Below are 20,185 nucleotides of genomic sequence, written 5' to 3'. Positions count from 1 at the left end.
CAGTTCACTGCATGGCGGGGCAATCAGTTCAGGCTGGGCAGCGTCGCCTTGGGCTTGAGGTCGGACTGAACCACGGTCGCCATGGGCGCCACAACCCCTTGGCTCTTGAGCAACTCACCCATGGTGGCCTTGATGCGGTACTGAGTAAACAGCTCGCTGTAACGCAGATCGGTCAGACGTCGCGAAGCCGTGAACAACTCGTTCTCGCTGTCGAGCAGATCCAGCAGCGTGCGCTCACCAATGCTGAACTGCTTCTGGTACGACTCACGAACCCGCGTGCTGTATTCCACGTACTCACGGGCGATGGGCAATTGCTCACGGGCATTGTTCAGTGCGTTCCAGGACAGGCCCAGGTCTTCGTTCAATACGCGCATGGCGTTGTTGCGAATATCCAACGCCTGGTTCACCTGGTAGGACTTGGACTCCAGGTCGGCCTTGTTGCTGCCGCCGGCGAACAGGTTGTAGCGCATGCGCAGCATGGCTTGCCATTCGTTGGAGTGGCCATTGACGCCATCGATATCGTTGTCCGCATTACGCGACAGCTCCGCATCGAAGCGCGGATAGAAGAGCGATTTGGCCGCCTCGTACTGTTTCTCGGTCGCGGCCACGTCGGACTCAGCAGAACGCAGGATAGGGCTGTTGGCCACCAGCGCCTGACGCGCCTCCTGCAGGTTTTCCGGCAACTGGCCCGGCAGGCCGGACGGCTCGACCAACTCCGTTGGATCCAGACCGACGACGCTATAGAAGTTGGTACGAGCATCGGCCAGGTTGGTCTGCTCGGTAATCAGATTGTTACGCGCCTGAGCCAGGCGGGCTTCAGCCTGATCCTGGTCGGCCAATCGACCGACACCACGCTGGCTGCGCAGGCTGATCTGATCATAGATACGTTCGTGGCTGCGCAGATTGTCTTCTGCCAGGCGCACCATCTCTTGGCGGCGCAGTACATCTATATAGACTTCGGCCACATCCAGCGCGGTGCGCTCGGAAGTTCCCAGCAGTGCATAGGCACGGGAATTGACTGTGGCTTGCTGACGCCCCACTTCGTTCTGAGTAGCGAAACCGTCGAACACCATCTGGCTCAGGCGCAGGCTGGACTCACCGCGGGTCAGGGTTTCGAAACCGTGGCGCCCTGCAGCACGGGTCGAGGTGTTGTCGGTGCCTTCACGCCCATAACCTGCCAGCAGATCCACGGAAGGCAGGTAACCGCCACGGGCAGCCTCGAGCTGTTTGTCGGCGGCCAGACGACCATTCACACCGGCCTGAATTTCAGGGTGCACACCCATGGCATGTTGCATGGCTTCTGGGAGGGTCTGGGAGTAAGCAGGCAGGCTAATCGCCAAGGTAAGCGGCAGAACGTGGAACAGGCGCAAACGCATAAACTGGCTTCCTTAACAGGTAATGTGGGCGTCCTAGAGCGCCCGGACGGAACGAGTCGCCAAGGGCACCGATAACGTGACTCAAGTCACATTGCAAAACACCAGACGAAGAGCAAATATCAAAGTGACATCAGCGCGGCGATTGTTTAGGATGCCGGCGAATAGGTCAATACTCTGACGCAAAACACCAGGTCAAAAAGTTTTAGCCAAAATTTTGGCGATACTGTTTCAACACCTTTACACCCTATTTGCCAGCCTAGCGCCGGGCCAAGAATCGAGAAGGCCAGAACGACGAAAGGCACGTTGAGAACCATCTCAGGAGAGTCACACGATGAGCAGTGTCATTGCGACCGTCCAAAGCATTGTTGGCCAGGTCTTTGCCGTTTCTCCGGATGGCGCTCGTCGCCTCCTGGTAGAAGGCGACCGACTCTTCAAAGGCGAGGAGGTTCTCACTGGCGCCAGCGGCATGGTCACCTTGGCACTGGCTGACGGACGTACTCTGGATCTGGGGCGCGACAGCCAATGGAGCGAGTCGGACACCAGCGTTGCTGCGCAAGATGCGCAACCCTCTCAACAGGTCGTCAGCCCCGGCGATGAAGTGGCGCAACTGCAACAGGCCATCGAGGCGGGTATGGACCCGACTCAGACCCTCGAAGCCACGGCGGCGGGCCCCAGCTCGGCTGGCGGTAGCAGCGGTGGTGCTGGTGGCGGTCACAGCTTCGTCATGCTCGATGCCACGGGTGAGGTATTAGAAGCCACCGTCGGCTTCGAAACCAGCGGCCTGGGTGGTTTCGCCAGCCCGGACGAGCAAACGCAGGAACCGCTGCAGAACCAGGCCCCCGAGTTCCTCGATGAAAACGGCGCGGTGCAAGGCCCGCTCAACCTGCAGACGGCCGAAGACACGCCAATCAGCGGCGCATTCAATACCCGTGACGTGAACGGCGACCTGGTGACGCTGACCGTCACCCGTGCACCGACCAACGGCACCCTGATCTTCAACGCCAACGGCACCTGGACCTACACACCGGCGCAGGACTACAACGGCGGCGACAGTTTCGAAGTGACCGCCACCGATGGCCGCGGCGCCTCCACGCCGCTGACCGTCAACCTGACCGTCACCCCGGTGAACGATGCACCGGTCGCCACCGGCACCTACGACGCCACCATCGACGACAGTGCCGCTGCCGATACCTTCGCCGACATCAAGGGCCAGTTGGCCGCCACTGACGTCGACGACACCGTACTGACCTGGAGTGGCAGCGCGAAAGGTGCTTACGGCGAACTGACGGTTAACCCCGATGGCAGCTACACCTACGTAGTGGACGCCAAGGCTGTGAACGGCCTGCAAGATGGCGAGCAGGCCAGCGAAAGCTTCGTGGTCACAGTCAAAGACCCATCCGGCGCCAGCGATACCCGCGTCATCACCATCAATTTCAATGGCGCCAACGACACCCCCATCGCCACCGCCAGCAGCGCCGAAGTCACCGAGGATCAGACGGTCAACGGTACCCTGCAGGCCAGCGACGCCGACAAGGGCGCCGTGCTGAGCTATGAGCTGACCGGCAACGCACCAGCAGGCTTCACTCTCAATGCACAGACTGGCGAGTGGACACTGGATGCAGGCAATGCCGCCTATCAGTCCCTGGCCGAAGGCCAGAAACTGACCCTGAGCGTGCCTTTCGAAGTCAGTGATCAGTTCGGTGCCAAGACCAGCAGCACCCTGACCATCACCGTCACTGGCGTGAACGATGCGGCCATTCTGGGCAGCGCCAACGTGCAACTGACCGAGACCAATGCTCCGCTGAGCACCAGCGGCACTCTGTCCATCAGCGATGTCGACAGCCCGGAAACCTTCGTCGCCCAGAGCAACATCGCCGGTCAGTACGGCAGCTTCAGCATCGATGCAAACGGCAACTGGTCTTATGTCGCCAACTCTGCCTTCAACGAACTGAACGTTGGCCAGTCCTACAGCGAATCCTTCAAGGTCGCCAGCGCTGACGGCACCGAGAGCAGCGTTACCATCACCATCAACGGCAGCAACGATGCTGCGGTGCTCAGCAGCGCCAACGTGCAGCTGACCGAAACCAACGCCCCGCTGACCGCCAATGGCACCCTGACCATCAGCGATGTCGACAGCCCGGAAACCTTCGTCGCTCAAAACAATGTCGCTGGCCAGTACGGCACCTTCAGCATCGATGCGGCTGGCAACTGGAGCTTCGTCGCCAACTCCGCCTTCAACGAGCTGAACGTCGGCCAGTCCTACAGCGAATCCTTCGACGTCGAGTCCGCCGACGGCACCAAGAGCAGCGTCACCGTCACCATCAACGGCAGCAATGACCGTCCGGTAGGCGTGGCTGACAGCATCACCCTGGACGAAGACACCACTGCCACCGGCAACGTGCTGAGCAACGACACCGACGCGGACAACGCCAGCCTGAGCGTCACCAAGTTCAGCCTGACCGCCCTACCCTTCGTCAGCGCCAATGCCGGTGAAACCCTCAACCTCGGTATCGGCAAGCTGACCATCCAGGCCAATGGCGACTTCACCTTCGTCCCGGCCAAGGATTACAACGGCCCGGTGCCGTCCGTCACCTACACCCTGAGCGACGGCAGCCTCACCAGCACCGCGACCCTGCGCTTCGATATCAACCCGGTCAACGACGCCCCGGTCAACACCGCCCCTGGTGCCCAGACCCTGGCCGAAGATGGCAGCAAAACCTTCAGTGTCCTGAACGGCAACAGCATCGCGGTCAGTGATGTGGATGGCGACCGCCTGACCACCACCCTCTCCGTCGAGCATGGCGTGCTGACCCTCGGCCCGCTGAAAAACGGCATCACCTTCAGTGGCAACGGCACCGGTAGCATCACCCTGGTCGGTTCGCAGGCCGCCATCAGCCTGGCACTGCAAGGCCTGAAATACACCCCGGCCAAGGACTACAACGGCCAGGACACCCTGACCATCAACACCACCGACGGCAAGCTGAGCGACAGCGACAGCGTCACGCTCACCATTACCCCGGTGAACGATGCTCCGGTCGCCACGCCGACGTCCGAATCGACCAGTGAAGACGCTCCCGTCATCGGCGGGCAACTGGCGGCCAGCGACGTAGACGGCGACACCCTGACTTACAGCGCCCAGGGCGCCCTGCCCGGCGGCTTCGTTCTGAACAGCGACGGCAGTTGGACGCTCGATCCGGGTCACGCGGCCTACCAGCACCTGGCCGAGGGCAAGTCCACCACCCTGACCATCAGCTTCACCGCCACCGACGGTACGCTGTCGAGCAGCAGCACGCTGACCATCACCGTCACCGGTGTGAACGACACGCCGGTGATCACCGCTGCCACCGCGCAGGCCAACGAAGGCGATGGCCAGATCAGCGGACAGATCGATGCCAGCGACGTCGACGACGGTGCCGTACTCAGTTTCAGTACCAGCGCCAACATCGCCGGTCTGACCCTGGGCAGCGACGGTCAATGGACTTTCGATGCAAGCAACAGCGCCTACGACTACCTCAAGGCGGGCGAGAAGCTGGTTCTCGAAGTTCCGGTCACCGTGACCGACGAACATGGCGCCAGCGCCGGCAGCACCCTGACCATCACCCTGACCGGCACCAACGACGCCCCAGTGGCCAATGCCGTGAGCGCCTCGGGTAACGAGGATCAGGCCGCGCGCATCCAGGTGAACCTGTCCGGCAGCGATGTCGATGGCAATGTCACCGGTTTCACCCTGGGTTCGATTCCGGCCAATGGCACCCTCTACGCCAGCGCCAACGGCGGCGCCGCACTGAAGACCGGCGACAACGTCACGGGCCCGGTCTACTTCGTCCCGAACAAGGACTGGAACGGCACCACCACCTTCGAATACAGCGCCGTGGACAACGACGGCGCCACCTCGGCAGACAAGGCAACCGCCACCATCACCGTGGCACCGGTCAATGATCGCCCGGTCGGCGTCAACGACAGCATCAGCCTGGACGAAGACACTACCGCCACCGGCAACGTGTTGAGCAACGACCGCGACGTGGACGGCGATAGCCTCAGCGTCACCAAGTTCAGCCTGACCAGCCTGCCTTTCGTCAGCGTCAACGCGGGTGAAACCCTCAACCTCGGTATCGGCAAGCTGACCATCCAGGCCAACGGGGATTTCACCTTCGTCCCGGCCAAGAACTACAACGGCCCGGTGCCGTCCGTCACCTACACCCTGAGCGACGGCAGCCTCACCAGTACTGCCACCCTCACCTTCAATATCACTGCGGTCAACGATGCCCCGGTCAATACCACGCCGGACGCCCAGACCCTGGCCGAAGACGGCAGCAAGACCTTCAGCCTGCTCACGGGCAACAGCATCGCGGTCAGTGATGTGGACGGCGACCGCCTGACCACCACACTTTCCGTCGAGCATGGCGTGCTGACCCTCGGCCCGCTGAAAAACGGCATCACCTTCAGTGGCAACGGCACCAGCAGCATCACCCTGTCGGGTTCTCCGGCCGCCATCAGCGCGGCCCTGCAGGGCCTGAAATACGTGCCAGCGGCCAACTACAACGGCCAGGACACCCTGACCATCAGCACCAGCGATGGCGCGCTGAGCGATACAGACAGCATCACCCTGAACATCACCCCGGTGAACGATGCGCCGATCGCCATGCCGAGCGCCGAAGCGACCACCGAGGACGCCCCGGCCATCGGTGGCCAACTGGCTGCCAGCGATATCGACGGTGACAGCCTCTCGTTCAGCCTGAACAACCCGGCACCAGCCGGCTTCGCACTGAATCCGAATGGCAGTTGGACTTTCGACCCCAGCGATGACGCGTACCAGAGCCTCGGCAAGGATGAGGTACTGGTCATCCAGGTGCCTTTCACCGTCACCGACGGTGCCCTGTCGAGCAGCAGCACCCTGACTATCACCATCACCGGCGTGAACGACGTGCCCGTGGTCACCGGCGCCATCAGTGTCGGTACCGACGAAGACGCTGCCGGCCAAGTCATCGACCTGCTGGTCAACGCCAGCGATGCCGACGCCAAGGATGTGCTCAGCATCGTCAACCTCAGTGAAACCAGCGGCAACGACGCCTCCGGCGTCAGCCTGCAGGGCAACACCCTGGTGATCGACCCGTCCAAATACAACTACCTGGCCGTCGGCGAAAGCGTCACCCTCGTCTATGAATACCAGGTCAGTGACGGCAAGGGCGGCCTGGTCAACACCAGCGCCACCATCACCATCGATGGCGTCAACGATGCCCCGGTGGTCAGCAGCGCCGTCACCGAGATCACCCATGAAGATGCCAGCGACTTCAGCGTCGACCTGCTGGCCAATGCCACTGACGCCGACAGCAGCGACACGCTGAGCATCAGCGACCTGCAACTGAGCGGTAATCCGGATGCTTCGGGGGTCTCTCTGGTAGGCAACAACCTGCAGGTGAACCCGAACGCCTACAACTACCTCGCCGTCGGCGAGAAGGTGGTACTCACCTACAGCTACAACGTGATCGACGGCAACGGTGGTATCACCCCCACCACCGCCACGATCACCATCGAAGGCCGCAACGACGCCCCGGTGTTCGACAGCAGCGTGCAGCGTGCGACCTTGGCCGAGCGCGCTGATGGCGCACCTAACGAGAACACCGGCAACCTGACCGCCAGCGGCAGCATCGGCTTCAGCGATGCCGACCTGAGCAACACGCACAGCGTCAGCACCCAATTGGTCAGCGCCAAAGACGGCAACGACAACGATGTCAGTGCTCTCGGCAATCTCGGCGCCCTGATCAGCGATGCGGCCACCAATGATGGCCAAGGCACCGTGCAGTGGAACTACAGCGTCGCCGCCGGTGCACTGGACTACCTCGGCGCAGGCGAGACCGTCACCCTGGTGTACCGCGTCACCGTCACCGACAGCAGTGGTGCCGAGACCTCCCGCGACGTCACCATCACCCTGACCGGCAGCAACGACGAGCCGGTAGTGACTGGCGTTGCCACCACGCTGACCAACGAAGATGCACCTGCCTACAGCCTCGACCTGCTGCAGCATGCCTCCGACGAGGACGCCAACGACGTTCTCAGCGTCGGCAACCTGCAACTGGTGGGTGGCGGCAACGATGCCGGCGTCACCTTCGACGCCGCCAGCAACAGCCTGAAGATCGACCCGTCCCAATACGATTACCTGGCAGTCGGCGAGAAAGTCGTCCTCGACTACAGCTACGAAGTCAGCGACGGCAACGGTGGCGTCGTCAATGCCACTGCCTCGGTCACCATCGAAGGCCGTAACGATGCCCCGGTGGTCACCGACACCAGCGTCACCGTCGCCGAAGAAAGCCTCGGCACGCCGCTGAACATCGCTGCGCCGACGGATGTCGACCTCAGCGACGTATTGACCATCACCGTCACCGGTCTGCCCACCGTGGGTACCGTGACACTGGCCAACGGCACCCCGGTTAACAACGGTCAGACCCTGACCAGTGCCGAGCTGCAAGGTCTGAAGTACAACGGCCCGGCCGACTACAAGGCGGGCGACCCGGTCGGCGAGTTCAAGTACAGCGTCAACGACGGCACCACCTCCGTCGAAGGCAAGGTCACCCTGGGCGTCACCCCGGTCAACGACGCACCGGATGCCAATGACGACTTCGGCGTCATCACCGGTCTCAAGGGCAACTACTACGGTTACCGTGAAGGCGTCGACGGTGGTAACCTGGGTAACCTGGCGGGCGTGACTGCCTTTATCGCCGGTCGCACCCCCAGCGCCACCTTCACCGCCACCGAGTTGAACTACGGCAACGGCGTGAGCAACAACCTCGGCAGCGACCAGCAGTTGCAGAAATTCCTCGGTGCCGATGCCGGCTCGCTGAACACCGACCCGGCCAACACCTCGGACGCCATCATCGAGATGAGCGGCCAGATCAGCCTGAACGCCGGCACCTACCAGTTCCGCGTCACAGCGGACGATGGCTACAGCATCGTCATCGACGGCAAGGTGGTTGCCGAATTCAATGGCAACCAGAGCCCCACCGCGCGCGAATCGGCCACCTTCACCATCACCGAAAGCGGCGCACACAACATCCAGATCATCTACTGGGATCAGGGTGGTCAGGCCCAGTTGAAGGTCGAGCTACGCCCGGAGGGCGGCAACTACAGCGTGGTCGGCGGGGCCCAGCTGAGCCAGGCCGGCAGCGATCTGCTGACCACCAACGAAGACCAGGCACTGGTAATCGAACCGTCCACCCTGCTGGGCAACGATACCGATGTCGACGGCGACACCCTCAGCATCGTCAGCGTTCAGGATGCCGTGAACGGCAGCGTGGCGCTGGTGAATGGCAAGGTGGTATTCACCCCGGCGCCGGACTTCAACGGTACCGGCTCCTTCACCTATACCATCAGCGATGGCAACGGCAAGTTCGATACCGCCACCGTCACCGTTGGCGTCAAACCGGTCAACGATGCACCGATCGTCGATAACCAGAGTCTCACTGTAGATGAGAAGAGCGTCGGTACTCCTCTGGGCCTCCAGGCCCCTACCGATATCGATGGAAACCCGCTGACCATCACCGTCACCGGCCTGCCGACCCTGGGTAGCGTCACCCTGGCCAACGGCAGCACCGTAAGTAATGGCCAAACCCTGACCAGCGCCCAGTTGCAGGGGCTGAAGTACAACGCTCCGGCTGACTACAAGGCAGGCGATAGCGTTGGCAACTTCACCTACAGCGTCAATGATGGCAGCGTCAGTGTGAACGGCAGCGTCACCCTGGCGGTGAATCCGATCAATGACCTGCCCGTGCTGAACAACCCCAGCGTCAGTGTCGACGAAGACCAGAGCCTCGCCACCCAGCTGGATGTCAGCGACGTCGACGGCGATAGCGTCAGCTACACCCTCAAGACGAGCACGACTCACGGCACTCTGGTGTTCGACAATGCCACTGGCCAGTACACCTACACACCGAGCGCCAACTACAACGGTTCAGATTCATTCACCGTCACCCTCGATGACGGCAAGGGCGGCGTGGTCGACGCCGTGGTTAGCATCACCGTCAACCCGGTGAACGACGTTCCCACCTCCAGCCCGGTGAATCTGATCACCGTTGAAGACAACGCCGTGACCGCCAAGGTCTACGCCAACGACGTGGACGGTGACACCCTCACCTACAGCATCGCCAACGGCGACGCCCCGCAACATGGCACCGTCACGCTCCAGGCCGATGGCACCTTCACTTACACACCGGCCAAGGACTACAACGGCTCAGACGCCTTCACCGTCACCATCGACGATGGCAAGGGTGGCGTGACCACCAGCCTGGTCAGCATCACCGTCCAGCCGTTCAACGATGCGCCGGAGACGACCAACCAGACCAAGGTAACTGACGAAGACCAGAGCGTCAGCGGCCAGATCATCGCCACCGACGTGGACGGCGACAAACTGAGCTACGTGATCCAGTCCGGCGTCGCCCATGGCTCGATCCTGCTCAACACCGTGACCGGCGCGTACACCTACACGCCGAACAAGGACTTCAACGGTACCGACTCCTTCACCATCCGGGTCTACGATCCGAAGGGCGGCTATGCCGACTCCGTGGTGACGGTCACCGTCAACCCGGTCAACGACGCACCGATCGCCAAGCCGCAGTTCCTGAACACCGTCGAGGACAACGCCGTCACCGCTCAGATCGACGCACGCGATGTGGACGGTGATCGCCTCACCTACAGCATCGCCGACGGCAATGGCCCGCAGCACGGCACCGTCACGTTCGATGGCAATGGCTACTACACCTATACACCGGCGAAGGACTACAACGGCACCGACGCCTTTACCATCACCATCGACGATGGCAACGGCGGCATCGCCACCAGCCTGGTCAGCATCAACGTCCAGCCGTTCAACGATGCGCCGGAGACGACCAACCAGACCAAGGTAACTGACGAAGACCAGAGCGTCAGCGGCCAGATCGTCGCCACCGACGTGGACGGCGACAAACTGAGCTACGTGATCCAGTCCGGCGTTGCCCACGGCTCGATCCTGCTCAACACCGTGACCGGCGCGTACACCTACACGCCGAACAAGGACTTCAACGGTACCGACTCCTTCACCATCCGGGTCTACGATCCGAAGGGCGGCTATGCCGACTCCGTGGTGACGGTCACCGTCAACCCGGTCAATGATGCGCCGACCTCCGGCCCGCAGTTCCTGACCACCGACGAGGACACGCCGGTCGACGGCCGCGTGAGCGCTCGTGATGTCGACGGCGACACCCTGACCTACAGCATCGCCAACGGCAACGGCCCGCAGCATGGCACCGTGGTGATGAATGCCAACGGTACCTACACCTACCAGCCGGCCAAGGACTTCCACGGCACCGACTCCTTCACCGTCACTATCGATGATGGCAACGGCGGCACCACTACCAGCCTGGTCAGCGTCATCGTCAATGCCATCAACGATGCCCCCATCGCGCCGAACAGCAGTGTCTCGGTAAACGAGGATGGCACCCTGAATAGCAGCATTCAGGCCACCGACGCCGAGGGCGACAGTCTCACCTACGCGATCAAGACCGGCACTTCCAATGGCACTCTGGTACTCAACCCGAATACGGGTGAGTACACCTACAAACCCAACGGCGACTACAACGGGCAGGACAGTTTCGTGGTCACCGTCAGCGACGGCAAAGGTGGTGTCACCGATACCCTGGTGAGCATCACCGTCAATCCAGTCAATGATGCCCCGGCCGCTAGCGACGACAGCACGACCACCCGTGAAGACACCTCAGTCACCATCGATGTTCTGGCCAATGACCACGACATCGACGGCGATACGTTGAGCATCACCGGTGCCAGCGCGCAGCACGGCACAGTCAGCGTCGTCGATGGCAAGCTGGTGTACACCCCCACCGGCAACTACAGCGGTGCGGACACCATCAGCTACTCCATCACCGATGGCAAAGGCGGCAACAGCAGCGCCACCGTACAGGTGTCTATCCAGGCGGTGGCCGACGCACCGAACCTCAGTGCCCAGACCCCGGCAGGCACCCCGCACGCCACCGGCCTGACCCTGCAGAGCTGGAACGGCCTCGCCCTGGGTAACAGCGGCAACGGCGCAGCCCCCACTACACTGAAAGCCACCATCGATGCCGCTGGTACCCCAGCCAGCAGCACCAATGCTAACGATGCCCATCTGGACAACGTCAATGCCGGTGTGGCCAACAAGTTCTCCGGGCTGATCTACCTGCAAGCTGGCGAGACCTACACCTTCAGCGGTGTGGGTGACGACAGCGTACTGGTCGCCGTGGGCGGCACCACCGTGGCCAGCGCCACCTGGAGCGGCAACAGCGGTCAGTTCAGCGGCAGCTTCACTGCCCAGCAGAGCGGCTACTACACCCTGGACATCTACCAGCACAACCAGAGCGGCCCGGGTAACCTGGACGTCAACGTCAAGGTTGGCAACGGGGCGGTGCAGGATCTTTCCACTGCCAACGCATTGCTCTACCGCAACACCAGTGACCTGAACCAGGATGGCGTGCGCGTATCGGAACTGCACGGTAGCGATGGCAAGGGCTACTACCAGGTCTATGGCTACAACGAAGGCGCCGAGGACAGCAGCATTCCTCTGTCGCACCTGACAGCGTCGCTGAACGATACAGATGGCTCCGAGAGTCTCGCGATCTCGATTTCGCAGATTCCGCAAGGCGCGACCCTTAGCGATGGCGTTCACAGTTTCACTGCAACGACAGGCGCCACCTCGACCGACATCAGCAGTTGGAACCTGGGCAACCTGAGCATCACCCCGCCCGCCAACTACAACGGCACCTTTGATCTGAAGATCACCGCAACCGCCACCGAGGGCGCCAACGGCGACCATGCCAGCACCAGCCTCAACCTGCCGGTGACCGTGCACGCCATCAACGATGCACCGACCAGTGCAGATAACACCGTCACGACTGATGAAGACACGTCGCGCAGCTTCACCAGCGCTGACTTCACCTTCAATGATGTCGATGCAGGCGACAGCCTCAAGGCCATTCGCATCAACAGCCTACCGGCCAGTGGCAACCTGAGCCTGGGTAACGAAGCCGTGACCATCGGCATGATCATCACCGCGGCGCAGATCGCTTCCCTGGTCTACACCCCGGCGGCCAATGCCAGTGGCAACAGCAGCTTCAGCTTCTCGGTTCAGGATCAGAGCGGCGCCTTCTCCACCACGCCGAACACCATGATCATCCAGGTCGCGGCCGTGGATGATGCCCCGGGTCTGTCCAATACCACCGTCAGCTTCGCCGAGAACATCGCCTCCGGCAGCACCATCGCCAACCTCAACGACCGCTTCACCGGTACCGACCAGGATCGCGACGGCGAGCCGCTTTTCTACAGCATTACCGGCGGCAACGACGCCGGCCTGTTCGCGATCAACTCGAGCACTGGCGTCATCACCCTGGCCAGCGGCAAGTCTCTGGACTACGAGACCGCCACCCAGCACCAGTTGCAGGTTACCGCCACCGACGGCAAGACCCCGGCGACGGCGACCGTGACCATCAACGTCACTAACGTCAATGACAACGGCGTGGTCATCAGCGACAGCGACTCAGCGGCCAACACCGTCGCCGAGAATGCCGCCAACGGCACCAGCGTCGGCCTCACCGTACTGGGTAGAGACGGCGACGTCGGCGCGAGCATCACCCAGTACGAGCTCACCGACAACGCCGGCGGCCGCTTCGCGATCAACGCCAGCACGGGCGTGGTGACCGTGGCCGATGGCAGCAAGCTCGACTACGAGAACGCCACCAGCCACAACATCACCGTCAAGGTGACCAGCTCCGATGGCAGCAGCAACACCCAGGTGTTCACCATCAACCTGAGCAACGTCAACGACAACGGTGTGGTCATCACCGACGCCAACCCGGCGGCCAACACCGTCGCCGAGAACGCAGCCAACGGCACCACCGTCGGCCTCACTGTTCAGGGCACCGATGCTGACGCTGGCGCCACCGTCACCCAGTACGAGCTGACCGACAATGCCGGCGGCCGCTTCGCGATCAACGCCAGCACGGGCGAGGTGACCGTGGCCGATGGCAGCAAGCTCGACTACGAGAGCGCCCGCAGCCACAACATCACGGTCAAGGCAACCAGCTCCGATGGCAGCAGCAGCACCCAGGTGTTCACCATCAACCTGAGCAACGTCAACGACAACGGTGTGGTCATCAGCGACACCAACAGCGCCGCCAACCAGGTCAATGAGAATGCCGCCACTGGCACCACCGTAGGCCTGACCGTACGCGGTGTGGATGGCGATGCTGGCGCAACCGTTACCCTGTACGAACTGATCGACAACGCCGGCGGCCGCTTCACCATCAACGCCACCAGCGGCGTGGTCAGCGTGGCCGATGGCAGCAAACTCGACTACGAGAGCGCCACCAGCCATGACATCGTGGTCAGGGCCACCAGCTCCGACGGCAGCACCGCGACCCAGACGTTCACCATCCAGGTCAATAACGTCAACGAGGCCCCGGCGGTCGTCTCCGGTGCCAACGTGACCGGCACCGAAGACAACAACTATGTCTTCGCCTGGAGCGACTTCCGGGTCAGCGACGTCGACGCCAACAGCAACCTCTCGATCAAGATCGAGAACCTGCCGGGTGAAGGCAGGCTGCAGCAACTGGTCAATGGCAACTGGAGCAACGTCACCCCCAACACCACGGTCGGCAAATCGGTGATCGACGCCGGTGGCCTGCGCTTCGTGCCGGATGCCAACGAATCCGGGCATGACAGCTTCAGCAGCAACGGCGTGGGGATGAACAAGCAGACCTACGCCGAGTTCAAGTACAGCGGCAGCGACGGCACCCTGACGACTGCCAGCAGCACCATGAGCATCGACATCACGCCGGTCGCCGACGGGCCGACGCTCAGCGTCAAGTCGGCAGCGGCCAGCAAGCTGTTCACCACCACCTGGGAATCGGCGCCGAACAGCGACAACACCTCGCAGGATGTCGCCGGGCCGACCTTCGAGAACTGGACCCTGGTCACCAGCGGCGACAAGCGCGGTGGCGGCACCAACGTGTTCGAGGTCTGGGCCAACAACGACCGGATGGAGAACCAGGCTGGCGACATGATCACCGTCAAGCTGCCGGGTACCGGCAACAATGACGCGCTGGAGCTCAACGACGCCGGCGGCAGCATGTCCCAGACCCTGGGCATCACCCGCAACGTCACCACCGAGGTTGGCAAGGTCTACGACCTGTCCATGGACTATGCCGGCCGCCTGGGCTTCGACACCACCTTCACCAAGATCGCGGTCTATCTGGGCAGCACCCTTGTAGGTGAATACGGCTCCACCAGCAGCCAGACCAGCCTGAACTGGGAGAACATCCACTTCAGCTTCGTCGGCACCGGCAAGAACGAAGCCCTGATCATCAAGTTGGCCGGCAGCTCCACCGACGCGTCTGGCCGTGGTGCGCTGATCGACAACATCACCCTCTCCTCGTCCCAGGGCGTGGTGGCCGGTGATGGCGGTGTCAGCGGCAAGACCAGCATCGCCCTGGCCAACTACATCAGCGGCGCGCTGACCGACACCGACGGTTCCGAGAGCCTGCGCTACGACCTTTCCAGTCTGCCTGCCGGCGCCAGCATCGTGGTCGGCAACAGCACCCTGGCGGCAGTCAATGGCGTGGTCTCCCTGACGGCGGCGCAACTGGCCGACGCCAAACTGCAGGTCAGTGGTGCCGTACGCGGCGAGATCGGCCTGGACATCAAGGCCGTATCGGTCGAACCCAACGGCAGCACGGCCAACAGCGCCAGCCAGCACCTGACGCTGAAAATCGTCGAGGGCGGTGTCAGCCATGACAGCCTGACCAGCAACACCATCACCGTGGCCGATACCAGCACGCCGCTGTCCTCGGGCCTGACTGGCGAGTACTGGGGCTATGCCGAGAGCGGCAGCACGCGACCTAACCTCACCAGCCTCAAGCTGGTGGAGGACTACATCGAGTCGCGCAGCGGCAACAGCACCAGCCTGGTCGGTTCCAACGACAACGCGGCGGCTTCGTCGGTCAACGCCACCTTCGTCGCCAACCAGATCGACTACGGTCTGAAGAACGGCAACACGGTGTTCAGCGATGACCTGGGCGACAACCGCAGCGTGAGCAGTGGCAACAGCATCGGCAACACTACCACCACAATCCAGAACAACCTGTACGACTTCCTCACGGCAGCCGGTACCGGCAACGTCTCCGACCTCAAGGCCGGTGGCGCAGGGCTGGGCGACACCTCGGACGCGATCATCCGCGCCCACGGTTTCCTCGACCTGGTTCAGGGCGGTACCTACGACATCCGCGTCACCGCAGATGATGGCTACCGTCTGATGATCGGTGGCCAGGTAGTGGCCGAGGCCAACTACATCCAGAGCACCACCACCAAGGTGTTCAGCGGCGTTGGCCTCAGTGGCGACCTGCAGGCGCTGGAATTGCTGTATTGGGATCAGGGTGGTGCAGCCAGCCTGAAGGTGGAGTTCAAGCTCAGCGGCAGTGCGGACTCCAGCTACAAGGTTCTGGGCGCCCCCGGCAGCGGTCTGGATATCTTCCAGGCGCCGGGCAACGGCCAGGAACTGGTGCAGACCGACACCGGCTGGGCGCTGCACACCATCGGCACCACCAACGGCAGCGAAGCCAGCGACCTGATCAACGGCAGCAAGTACTCCGACATTCTCAATGGCGGCAACGGCCACGATGTGCTCTACGGCAACGGTGGACACGACCTGCTCAATGGCGGTGACGGCAACGACCTGCTGATCGGCGGGGTCGGCAACGACACCCTGATCGGGGGAGCAGGTGCCGATACCTTCATGTGGAAGTCTGGTGACTTCGGCAATGATGTGATCAAGGACTTCAATGCGGCCGATGGCGACCGTATCGACCTCAGCGAATTGCTGCCCGATACCGCCAATGCCAACAACCTCCTCGATTACCTCAAGGTCGATACAACCACCAACACGCTGCAGGTCAGCACCACCGGTGACGTGGCCAACCACGTCGATGTGACCATCAAGCTGGAAGGCGTGAACCTGAGTCAGTACGGTTCCACCTCCTCGCAGATCGTCAACTCGCTGGTGGCCGGTGCCGACCCGCTGGTGAAGACCGAGCACCACTGACGGCTGACCTTCCAACCGCGCGTCACGCGCGGTGGGAAGGCGTGCCCATCCAACCGATCTTGTCTATGCGTCGTCCGGCGCGTATAGGTGTATGTCCGGTGATCGACGTCTCATCAGGAGGCATCCATGCTTTACGTGCAGCGCGACGATCAGGGCAACCTGATTCGCGTCGAAGCGGCCGAGTTCGAGGGTTTTACCCAGCAACTGCCCGCCGATGACCAAGACATATTGGCCTGGTATTCCAATCAGGCCATCGAGACCAGTCTGCTGCAGCTGCGTCAGAGCGACCAGGAAATGGTTCGCGTACTGGAAGACCTGATCAGTGTGCTGATCGCCAAGGGCATCATCCGCATCACCGACCTGCCACCGGCCGCGCAGTCCAAGCTGCTCAGCCGCAACCAGGCACGGGAAGCCCTCGGCAGTCTGTCGCGCCTGATCCAGGAAGAAGTGAGCACGGGCCTGATCTGAGGCCAGCCACCGACGTGCCGCCCCTCACCCGCCGCGCTGCCTCGGTTCAGGCCACAGGGGATGTCGGCGGCCACGGCATCGGCGCACCGATCAGTTGGCCCTGCACACCCTGAATCCCCATTTCCCGCAGTACCTGCAACTCCCCCTCGGTTTCCACACGCTCGGCGATCAGGGGCAGATCGATGCTGTGCGCGGCGCGCTGCATGGCGTCGATGAACAGGCGCTTGTCAGCCTCCTGATCGATGGCGCGGATATAGCTGCCATCGACCTTCAGATAGGCCAGACCGAGGCGAGCCAGGTTGCCGATCATGCTGAAGCGACCACCGAAATGCTGCAGGCTGAGGCTGAACCCCAGGCTGCGCAGTCGTCGGGTCAGTTGCTCCAGGGCAGCCTGTTCCGGTAACTGATCCTCCTCCAGCTCCAGCACCAGACGCGGTGCGAACTCGGCATGCCGTTTGAGCAGTTCGAAAACCTTCTCCAGAGCCTTGGGTTCGCGCAGCAGCGCGCCGGAGAGGTTCAGTGCCAGCGACTGTGCATGGCCAGCCAGGTGCTGCAACACCGCCTCCAGCATCAGCAGATCGAGGCGCGACGACCAACCAAAGCGCTGCAACCAGGGCAGGAAACGTCCGGCAGGAATAGTCGCCCCCAGCTCGTCGCGAATGCGTGACAGCACCTTGTAGTGCAACACCTGGCCGGGATCGCGGGCACTGACCACCGGCTGGAAATACAGCTCGATCTGACGCCGGCTCAAGGCCTGATCCAGCAGCGAGCGCCAGACATGGCGCTCATCACCGACACTGGCGATATCATCGCGCGAAGCCAGGGCCCAACACTGCTCGCTCAGGCCTTCGGCCCTGGCCAGCGCCTCGTCGACCAAGCGCAGCAACTCGCCACATTCGTCACCGGGCCGGAACGGCGCCAGACCGATATGCGCCATCGGCGTCAGGTCACTGCCGCAGGTCATGGCCAGGCTGGCAAACGCTGTCTCCAGACGCATGGCCAACTGCTCGCCCTCCTCGGCGACCAGGCCCGGCGCCAGCAGCGCGAAATCACCGCCACGGCTGCGGGCCACCAGGCAACCGGCGCCCAGCGTTGCGCCTTCGCGCGACAGCAGGTCGGCCACCGCCAGCAACAACTGATCGGTACGCTGACCGCCCAGGCGCTGGTTGAGCCCGGCCAGGTCACGCACCCGGATCATCAGCAGGTAACCCACGTTGGCCTGGTCTTCGGCCCCCAGGCGCACCTGCAGCTGCATCTCGAAATAGCGACGGTTGGCCAGCCCGGTCAGGCTGTCCTTGTAGGCCTCGTCACGCAGCCGTTCGCTGCGCTCGGCCTGCTCCTGGAACAGCGCCTTGAGCTTCTCCACCATCTGATTCATCGCCTCTACCACCCGGCGCAGTTCGGGAGTGCGTGGCAGCATCGGCAGGCTGAGGAATTCGCGGCGGGCAATCGCGTGGGATTGTTCGACCATGTAATCCAGCGGCTTGAGCTGGCGACGCAGGACGAAGGCGCCAACCCCGGCACTGAGCAGGCCACACAGCAACAGCCAGCCAAGGCTACCAAGGGCGCTGCGCCATAGACGGGCGATGGCGAACATCGGATGGCTCTGCACCTCCACCCGCGCCGCCTGCTCCCAACCACGACTGACGAGGGCATCGCCGACCTCGGGTTGCAGGCCAATCAGGTCGACGAACCACTGCGGCGCTTCGATATCGGCGGCGTCAGGCACGCCGCTGCGCTCGACCAGCGTGTTGCCGCTGGCGATGTCGATCACCCGGATGCTCTGGAAATAACCGCTGTCGAAGATCGAGCTGACCATCAGCTCCATCATCGCCGGGTCGTCCACGTGCGGCGTCAGCGACAAACCCAGCGCGGTCGCGGCGTCCTGCGCATGCGAACGCAACTGGTTGACGTACTGCTCGCGGGAGCTTTCCAGGCCGACCATGAAGCTACCGGTGAAGGCGACCACCAGGAACAGGCAGATGGCAATCAGCAATTGTTTGAACAGCGACATCTCGACTCCTATCGACCCGGCTCCACCGGGAATCCCTCGGCGGCCATCTTCTTCAACAATTCCTGCCAACGCGACAGGCGCTTGGCGTCTCCCACCTGCTTGCCGCCCCCCTTGCCAGCGAGCCACAGCCCCTCGGCGTTGAAGGCGTAGACCGGCAACAGATCAGAGCGCTCACTGGCGGGGCGAATGACATTGATCAGGTTATCCAGCACCAGCGGCATGGCGTCCGGTGTGGCGTAGTAGGTCAGCACCATGTGCGCCTGATTCAGGCGAAGTGCCTTGACGTAGGTGATGCGCAGCTTTTCGCTGGCCACGCCCGCTTCGCGCAGGGTGAAGTACTTGGCGATGGCGAAATCTTCGCAGTCCGCCGCACCCTTACGCAGGGCCTCGACCGGGGTCGCCCAGTAGTCGTTCTGCTGCCAGATCTCGATGTCATCACGAAAACGCAGGCTGGCATTGAAGAAGCGGTTAACCGCTTCCAGCTGTGCCGGCTCGTCCAGCTCTGGTAGGCGCTCCAGCAGCGCCTGCCATTCATCGATGCGCGCCTTGCCGTCGCCGAGAGGCCCGTAGAGCTTCTCGGCACGCTGGCTGATCAGATTGAAATCCCAGTCCGCGTGCAGCACACCGGCAAGCAAAATCAGCAGCAACGGCGCAGCCAGGAACGACTTGCGCCGGCCCCGCCCCCATCGACCTGCGCCTGCGCAACCTCGAAACATCGGCAATCCGTCTCGGGGCTTACGGCCCCTGGAACACGGCGGGAATGGTGCGGGCTGAGCCGAAAAAAGACAATGGCACTTCGCCGTTATCCCGGCGAAAGTGCATAGCGCTCAATGGGCAGAAGTCAGCGCAACCGTTGCAGGTGCAACATGCCGAACAGCAACACCTGCAGACGCTGCCACCACTGCCCAGGTAGTCCTTGCAAACGCGAACGGAACAGCAGCAGTTCGCCGACATGCGCCAGCAGCACCAGCAACGCCGTCCAGTTGACCCAGCCACCGAGCGGCGCGGCGAAGGGATAGAACAGATTGAGCAGCGCCACCAGCCAGAACATGGCCAGGGCACCCTTGGCGAAAGACAGCAGGTTCATCGTGAGCCTCCGAGGGGATGAACCTGGGAGTGTGCCGAACCTTTTCATCGTGAGCCGCCTCCCTTTCGACTGGTGCCAAGCGCTGCTCCCGTTTCAGACTGGCTGATGTAGAGGTAGACGTGACGCCG

Annotated in this window: 6 protein-coding genes; 2 read left to right on the top strand and 4 right to left on the bottom strand. The window is 62.7% G+C overall.

Features of this window, described 5'->3' with window-relative positions; genetic code table 11:
• Positions 1-23: 23 nt before the first annotated feature.
• Positions 24-1,376, bottom strand: coding sequence for a TolC family outer membrane protein (locus HS968_RS07995; RefSeq protein WP_182370899.1), 1,353 nt, complete (start codon positions 1,374-1,376; stop codon positions 24-26).
• 331 nt (positions 1,377-1,707) lie between these two features.
• On the opposite strand from HS968_RS07995, the gene HS968_RS07990 reads away from it, so the two are divergent.
• A complete protein-coding gene (locus HS968_RS07990; protein ID WP_238338920.1) occupies positions 1,708-16,488 on the top strand; it encodes a retention module-containing protein in 14,781 nt (4,926 codons plus the stop codon).
• Between the two features lie 126 nt (positions 16,489-16,614).
• Positions 16,615-16,956, top strand: a complete 342-nt coding sequence (locus tag HS968_RS07980) for a hypothetical protein (RefSeq protein WP_013714560.1) — start codon at positions 16,615-16,617, stop codon at positions 16,954-16,956.
• 46 nt (positions 16,957-17,002) lie between these two features.
• Here HS968_RS07980 and lapD read toward each other — a convergent pair whose 3' ends face one another.
• The 3 genes from lapD to HS968_RS07965 all read right to left on the bottom strand — a co-directional run bounded on the left by lapD (position 17,003) and on the right by HS968_RS07965 (position 20,057).
• Positions 17,003-18,970 carry a cyclic di-GMP receptor LapD gene (lapD, locus tag HS968_RS07975; RefSeq protein WP_182370898.1) on the bottom strand — a complete coding sequence of 656 codons (1,968 nt, stop codon included), beginning with the start codon at positions 18,968-18,970 and terminating at the stop codon, positions 17,003-17,005.
• A gap of 8 nt (positions 18,971-18,978) precedes the next feature.
• Positions 18,979-19,686: a cysteine protease LapG gene (gene lapG, locus HS968_RS07970; protein ID WP_394337714.1), complete on the bottom strand. Its 708-nt coding sequence runs from the start codon at positions 19,684-19,686 to the stop codon at positions 18,979-18,981.
• 125 nt (positions 19,687-19,811) lie between these two features.
• Positions 19,812-20,057 carry a DUF1145 domain-containing protein gene (locus tag HS968_RS07965; protein ID WP_182370897.1) on the bottom strand — a complete coding sequence of 82 codons (246 nt, stop codon included), beginning with the start codon at positions 20,055-20,057 and terminating at the stop codon, positions 19,812-19,814.
• Between the last annotated feature and the right edge of the window lie 128 nt (positions 20,058-20,185).

Origin of the sequence: Pseudomonas berkeleyensis (assembly GCF_014109765.1) — a bacterium.
GTDB classification, from domain to species: Bacteria; Pseudomonadota; Gammaproteobacteria; order Pseudomonadales; family Pseudomonadaceae; genus Aquipseudomonas; species Aquipseudomonas berkeleyensis.
Note: the sequence above shows the minus strand (reverse complement) of the source record. Positions and strands in the feature narration are given on the sequence as shown.